The sequence below is a fragment of the Mycobacterium sp. genome (assembly GCF_035653355.1).
In the GTDB taxonomy this organism is placed as follows: Bacteria; Actinomycetota; Actinomycetes; order Mycobacteriales; family Mycobacteriaceae; genus Mycobacterium.
Window position 1 is genome coordinate 1 of the sequence record NZ_DASRBZ010000540.1, and the last position, 5,742, is coordinate 5,742.

Sequence of the window (5,742 nt, forward strand, 5' to 3'; positions counted from 1 at the left end):
TCGCTCGCCGACCTGTACGCGAAGACCCAGCATCCGGTGCTCGAGCTGCTGCTGCGGCACCGGGAGGTCGCACGGCTCAAGTCCGTTGTGGACGGGCTGTTGCCCCTGATCGACGACCACGGCCGCATTCACACCACGTTCAACCAGACGGTGGCCGCGACCGGCCGGCTGTCGTCCACCGACCCGAACCTGCAGAACATCCCGGTCCGCACCGCCGAGGGCCGGCGCATCCGCGAGACGTTCGTGGTGGGGCCGGAGTTCGAGTCGCTGATGACCGCCGACTACAGCCAGATCGAGATGCGGATCATGGCGCACTTGTCGCGGGACGCCGGGCTGATCGAGGCATTCACGACGGGGGAGGACCTGCACACCTTCGTGGCGTCGCGCGCGTTCGACATCGCGCCCGAGCAGGTCGATCCGGAGATGCGGCGGCGGATCAAGGCGATGTCCTACGGCCTCGCGTACGGGCTGTCCGCCTTCGGCCTGTCCCAGCAGCTCGGCATCAGCCCGGAAGAGGCGCGCGAGCAGATGGACGCCTACTTCGCCCGGTTCGGCGGGGTCCGCGACTACCTGCATGCCGTCGTCGAACAGGCCCGCAAGGACGGCTACACCTCGACCGTGCTGGGCCGGCGGCGCTACCTACCTGAGCTGGACAGCAGCAATCGACAGGTCCGCGAGGCCGCGGAGCGGGCCGCGCTCAACGCACCCATCCAGGGCAGCGCGGCCGACATCATCAAGGTCGCGATGATCGAGGTCGACAAGGCGCTCAAAGCGGCCGGGCTCAAGTCCCGCATGCTGCTGCAGGTCCATGACGAACTGCTGTTCGAAGTCGCTCCCGGTGAGCGGGAGCAACTCGAAGCGTTGGTGCGCGACAAGATGTGCGGCGCCTACCCGCTTGACGTGCCGCTGGAGGTGTCGATGGGCTATGGCCGCTCATGGGACACCGCCGCGCACTAGCGCGGCAATCTGCGCGAGCGGCCCACTGACCAAAACATCGCCGGGCGTGCAGCTGTGGCGAGATCTTCGCGAATTTTCCGCCCTGAGTTCACGCTCGACGCAGATGGGCCGAGTTTGGCCAGCATGTGCACAGTCGAGTAGCCTCGACGGGTAACTCAATTTGTCCCTACGACCAAACCTGTCCGGAGCAACCCAACAATATGCCGAGTCCCACCGTCTCCTCGCCCCAAGTAGCCGTCAACGACATCGGCTCGAGCGAGGACTTTCTCGCCGCCATCGACAAAACCATCAAATACTTCAACGATGGCGACATCGTGGAAGGGACCATCGTCAAGGTTGACCGCGATGAGGTTCTGCTCGATATCGGCTACAAGACCGAAGGTGTCATTCCCTCTCGCGAGCTGTCCATCAAGCACGACGTCGACCCGCACGAGGTCGTCAAGGTCGGCGACAAGGTCGAGGCCCTGGTTCTCACCAAGGAGGACAAAGAAGGCCGGCTGATCCTGTCGAAGAAGCGCGCGCAGTACGAGCGGGCGTGGGGCACCATCGAAGCGCTCAAGGAAAAGGACGAGGCCGTCAAGGGCACCGTCATCGAGGTCGTCAAGGGTGGGCTGATCCTCGACATTGGGCTGCGCGGCTTCCTGCCGGCGTCGCTGGTCGAAATGCGGCGGGTCCGTGATCTGCAGCCCTACATCGGCAAGGAACTCGAGGCCAAGATCATCGAGCTGGACAAGAACCGCAACAACGTGGTGCTCTCCCGCCGGGCCTGGCTGGAGCAAACCCAGTCCGAGGTGCGCAGCGAATTCCTCAACCAGCTGCAAAAAGGCGCCATCCGCAAGGGTGTGGTGTCCTCGATCGTCAACTTCGGCGCGTTCGTCGACCTCGGCGGTGTGGACGGTCTGGTGCACGTCTCCGAGCTGTCCTGGAAGCACATCGACCATCCCTCCGAGGTGGTGCAGGTCGGCGACGAGGTCACCGTCGAGGTGCTCGACGTCGACATGGACCGCGAGCGTGTCTCGTTGTCGCTCAAGGCGACTCAGGAAGACCCGTGGCGGCACTTCGCCCGCACGCATGCCATCGGGCAGATCGTGCCGGGGAAGGTCACCAAGCTGGTGCCCTTCGGTGCGTTCGTGCGCGTCGAGGAGGGTATCGAAGGCCTGGTGCACATCTCCGAGCTCTCGGAGCGCCACATCGAGGTCGCCGATCAGGTGGTCGGTGTTGGCGACGAGGTGATGGTCAAGGTCATCGACATCGACCTGGAACGCCGTCGTATCTCGTTGTCGCTCAAGCAGGCCAACGAGGACTACACCGAGGAGTTCGACCCCGCCAAATACGGCATGGCCGACAGCTACGACGAGCAGGGCAACTACATCTTCCCGGAGGGTTTCGACCCCGAAACCAACGAGTGGCTCGAGGGTTTCGACAAGCAGCGCGCGGAATGGGAAGCCCGCTACGCCGAGGCCGAGCGCCGGCACAAGATGCACACCGCGCAGATGGAGAAGTTCGCCGCGGCCGAGGCTGCCGCGGGAGCCGAGCAGCCGCAAGCCAACGGGGGAGCGCCGGCCGAAGAACAGCAGGGCGGCTCGCTGGCCAGCGACGCTCAACTGGCCGCGCTGCGGGAGAAACTCGCCGGCAGCGCCTAACTGGCGATGCTTCGGATCGGGCTGACCGGCGGCATCGGTGCCGGGAAGTCTGCGGTAACCGCGACGTTCGAGCAATGCGGTGCGGTTGTGGTCGATGCCGACGTGATCGCCCGCGAGGTGGTCGAACCCGGAACCCAAGGATTGGCGGCGCTGGTCGACGCGTTCGGTGACGACATTCTGCTGCCCGACGGCGCGCTAGATCGTCCTGCGTTGGCGGCCAAGGCTTTTCAGAACGATGACGCGCGCAAGACCCTGAACGGGATCGTTCACCCCTTGGTCGGCAAGCGTCGCACCGAGATCATCGCAGCAGTACCCGAGGACGCGGTCGTGGTGGAAGACATTCCGCTGCTGGTCGAATCCGGGATGGCGCCGCTTTTCCCGCTGGTGGTTGTCGTGCATGCCGACGCCGACCTGCGGATGCGGCGGCTGGTCGAACAACGCGGCATGGCCGAAGACGACGCCCGCGCGCGTATTGCCGCGCAGGCCAGCGACGAGCAGCGCCGCGCCGTCGCCGACATCTGGCTGGACAACTCCGGCAGCCTGGAGGCGTTGGCGCAGCGCGCCTGTGACGTGTGGAACCACCGGATCGCGCCGTTCGCGCGTAATGTCACCGCCCGGCAGGTCTTTCGGCTGTCAGCTGCGCGGTTGACACGGGCTGACCCGGCGTGGCCCGAGCAGGCGCGGCGCATCGTTGACCGGCTCAGGGCCGCATGCGGTGCCAAGGCGCTGCGCGTCGACCACATCGGGTCGACCGCGGTGCCCGGTCTAGACGCCAAGGACGTCATCGACATTCAGGTCACCGTGGAGTCACTGGCGGCGGCCGACGAACTCGCCGACGCGTTGCTGTCCGCCGGATATCCACGCATCGGCGACATCACCACCGACGTCGCCAAACCCGACGCCCGAAGCACGGTCGAACATTACGACCACAGTACCGACCCTGCCTTGTGGCACAAGCGTATTCACGGCTCAGCCGACCCTGGTCGTCCGGCCACTGTTCATCTGCGGGTCGACGGCTGCCCCAACCAACAGTTCGCGCTGCTGTTCGTCGACTGGCTGACCGCCGACCCCGGTGCGCGCGCGGAGTACCTCAGCGTCAAGCAGAAAGCGGCGAGCGCGGCGCCCGCCGACGGCGGTGTCGCCCAGTACAACGAGGCGAAGGAACCCTGGTTTCGCGACGCCTACCGCCGCGCCTGGGAGTGGGCCGATGCCGTCGGCTGGCGGCCGTAGAGCTTAGTTGGCGCGCGGCGACCTCTCTGCGCCCCGGCTACGCCGCGCTTGCGATCGCCGCTAGGTGCTGGTCAGCGGCGCGCCGCAAGGCAGCACCCCGTTCATCGGGTCAGTGCTGCCTTGCACCGGCCTGACGAATTGATCGACCTGCGCGGCGACATTGTCGTCGATGTCGACCTCGCAGTGCACATTGGCCGAATAGGGCCAACGGATCGCCACTTGCATGCCGGCTTTCTGCGGATCGGCCAGCACAGCGTTGGCCTGGAATGCGTTGCCAGGCACCGAGCTCAGTGGAGCGGTGTTCGTCTGCGTGTCGTTGATCATGAAGGTGGCCTGACTGCCGGGGGCCACCCCCTCGATCCGCGCAATGTAGGTGACGTTGTGCAGTTCGGCCATCGCCGCGGCGGGAACTAACTGGCCGCAACCGACGAGCATCGCCGCTGTTGCCGTGACGAAACCGATTCGCGTGGTGGCGTTCATGACTGCCGACATTACCGCCCCGCGCCTGCCGCAGAACACGCGATTGTCAGCTAACGCCGCTCGGTTGGCAACGGGGACACCACAACGACGTCCTGCCGCCGGCCCGACCGCGGGACAGCCGCCCGCCGCAGCGTGGACAGCTGGGATCGGGCTCGTCGCGCACACCGGTGAGCCACCGCCGCAGGCCCGGTACGCGGCCGTGCCGCACCGCGGTGCGCAGCACCCGTTTCATGGTGGTGTGCAACTGCTTCACCTCGCCTTCGTCCAAGCCGGCGACCGGCCGGAACGGATGCAGGCCGGCCTGCCAGCAGATTTCGTCGGTGAGCAGGTTGCCCAGCCCGGCGATCAGGGACTGGTCCAACAGCGTCGCCTTGAGCCCACCACGGCGGCCGGACAGCACCTCACGGAAGGCTGGCAGATCGATGTCCAGCGCGTCGGGGCCTTGGGCCCCTGTGGCCCTGGCAATTTCATCGTCACCCGTGGCCAGCCACACGCCGCGCAGCTTGCGCAAGTCGGCGTAGCGCAACTCCCCGCGGTCGAGGGTGAGCACAAGCCGTTCGTAGCCCTCCTCCTCGGCGCCGCGGCCCGCATAGTACGGGTGACCCGTCATTCCGCTGTGCACGAGAAGGACCGGGCCGTCGGTCGGCAGGATCAGCCATTTGCCGTGGCGGCGCGGTGCAGTGAACCGGTGGCCGACAAGGTTGCGCGCCAATGCTCGTGCGGTGGTATTGCGCAATACCCCGGGGTCGCGCACGTCGACGTCTCGCACTCGACGGCCGGGCAGCGTCTCGGCCAGGGCCCGGCGAAACCCCTCGACGTCAGGAAGTTCCGGCATGGAGTTTCGCCAGGCGGCGTGCCGGGCCGGTCAGTGAGCGGGCATGCCGCTGCATATCGACCCATGGATCACCTTGATTAGCAAGTCGTTTCGGGATGTCACGCAGCGTGAACCGGTCCGGGCGGATACCGCGGTTGTCGAGTTCATCCCACTCCAGCGGGGTCGCCACCGGCGCGCCAGGACGGGCCCGCACCGAATACGGTGCGACTGCAGTCTGCGCGTACGCGTTTCGCATGACGTCGACATACACCCGTCCCTCGCGCTTGTCCTTGCGGGCTTCAACCGTGCGGTGTGCCGGGTCGTCGGCCACCACCAGGTCGGCGACACCGCGGGCGAATTGGCGGACCGTGTCGAAGTCGGCGTCGCCGCGCAGCGGCACCACGACATGCAGCCCCCGCGAACCGGTGGTCTTCACATAGCGCGCCAAGCCGATGTCGTCCAGCACGCCGGCGACTGCGCGCGCAGTGGCCCGCACCACCGAGAAGTCGTCGCCGGACGGGTCGAAGTCGAACACCAATCGATCCGGTGTGTGCAGCCGCCCACGACGAGACAGCCAGGCATGCAGGGTGATGCAGTTCTGGTTGGCCAACCACACCA

General features: G+C 66.6%; 6 protein-coding genes. 3 read left to right on the top strand and 3 right to left on the bottom strand.

Features of this window, described 5'->3' with window-relative positions:
• From VFA16_RS18495 to coaE, 3 genes are all read left to right on the top strand, one after another.
• A partial coding sequence (locus VFA16_RS18495) for a DNA polymerase (protein WP_324969211.1) occupies window positions 1-957 on the top strand: 957 nt, incomplete at its 5' end.
• A 200-nt stretch (window positions 958-1,157) separates the two neighbouring features.
• Window positions 1,158-2,600 carry a 30S ribosomal protein S1 gene (gene rpsA / locus VFA16_RS18500; protein ID WP_324969212.1) on the top strand — a complete coding sequence of 481 codons (1,443 nt, stop codon included), beginning with the start codon at window positions 1,158-1,160 and terminating at the stop codon, window positions 2,598-2,600.
• A gap of 6 nt (window positions 2,601-2,606) precedes the next feature.
• Window positions 2,607-3,830, top strand: coding sequence for a dephospho-CoA kinase (coaE, locus tag VFA16_RS18505; RefSeq protein WP_324969213.1), 1,224 nt, complete (start codon window positions 2,607-2,609; stop codon window positions 3,828-3,830).
• Between the two features lie 60 nt (window positions 3,831-3,890).
• Here coaE and VFA16_RS18510 read toward each other — a convergent pair whose 3' ends face one another.
• The 3 genes from VFA16_RS18510 to VFA16_RS18520 all read right to left on the bottom strand — a co-directional run.
• Window positions 3,891-4,265 carry a hypothetical protein gene (locus tag VFA16_RS18510; RefSeq protein WP_324969216.1) on the bottom strand — a complete coding sequence of 125 codons (375 nt, stop codon included), beginning with the start codon at window positions 4,263-4,265 and terminating at the stop codon, window positions 3,891-3,893.
• A 91-nt stretch (window positions 4,266-4,356) separates the two neighbouring features.
• Window positions 4,357-5,145: an Fpg/Nei family DNA glycosylase gene (locus tag VFA16_RS18515; RefSeq protein WP_324969214.1), complete on the bottom strand. Its 789-nt coding sequence runs from the start codon at window positions 5,143-5,145 to the stop codon at window positions 4,357-4,359.
• Window positions 5,129-5,742 (bottom strand): DNA polymerase domain-containing protein (locus tag VFA16_RS18520; RefSeq protein WP_324969215.1); only part of this gene is annotated, 614 nt, incomplete at its 5' end. The genes VFA16_RS18515 and VFA16_RS18520, both read right to left, overlap by 17 nt.

Excerpts from the sequence above, each read along its gene's own strand:
- rpsA (WP_324969212.1), top strand. The coding sequence starts at position 1,158 with ATGCCGAGTCCCACCGTCTCCTCGCCCCAAGTAGCCGTCAACGACATC.
- coaE (WP_324969213.1), top strand. The coding sequence starts at position 2,607 with ATGCTTCGGATCGGGCTGACCGGCGGCATCGGTGCCGGGAAGTCTGCG.
- VFA16_RS18510 (WP_324969216.1), bottom strand. The coding sequence starts at position 4,265 with ATGCTCGTCGGTTGCGGCCAGTTAGTTCCCGCCGCGGCGATGGCCGAA.
- VFA16_RS18515 (WP_324969214.1), bottom strand. The coding sequence starts at position 5,145 with ATGCCGGAACTTCCTGACGTCGAGGGGTTTCGCCGGGCCCTGGCCGAG.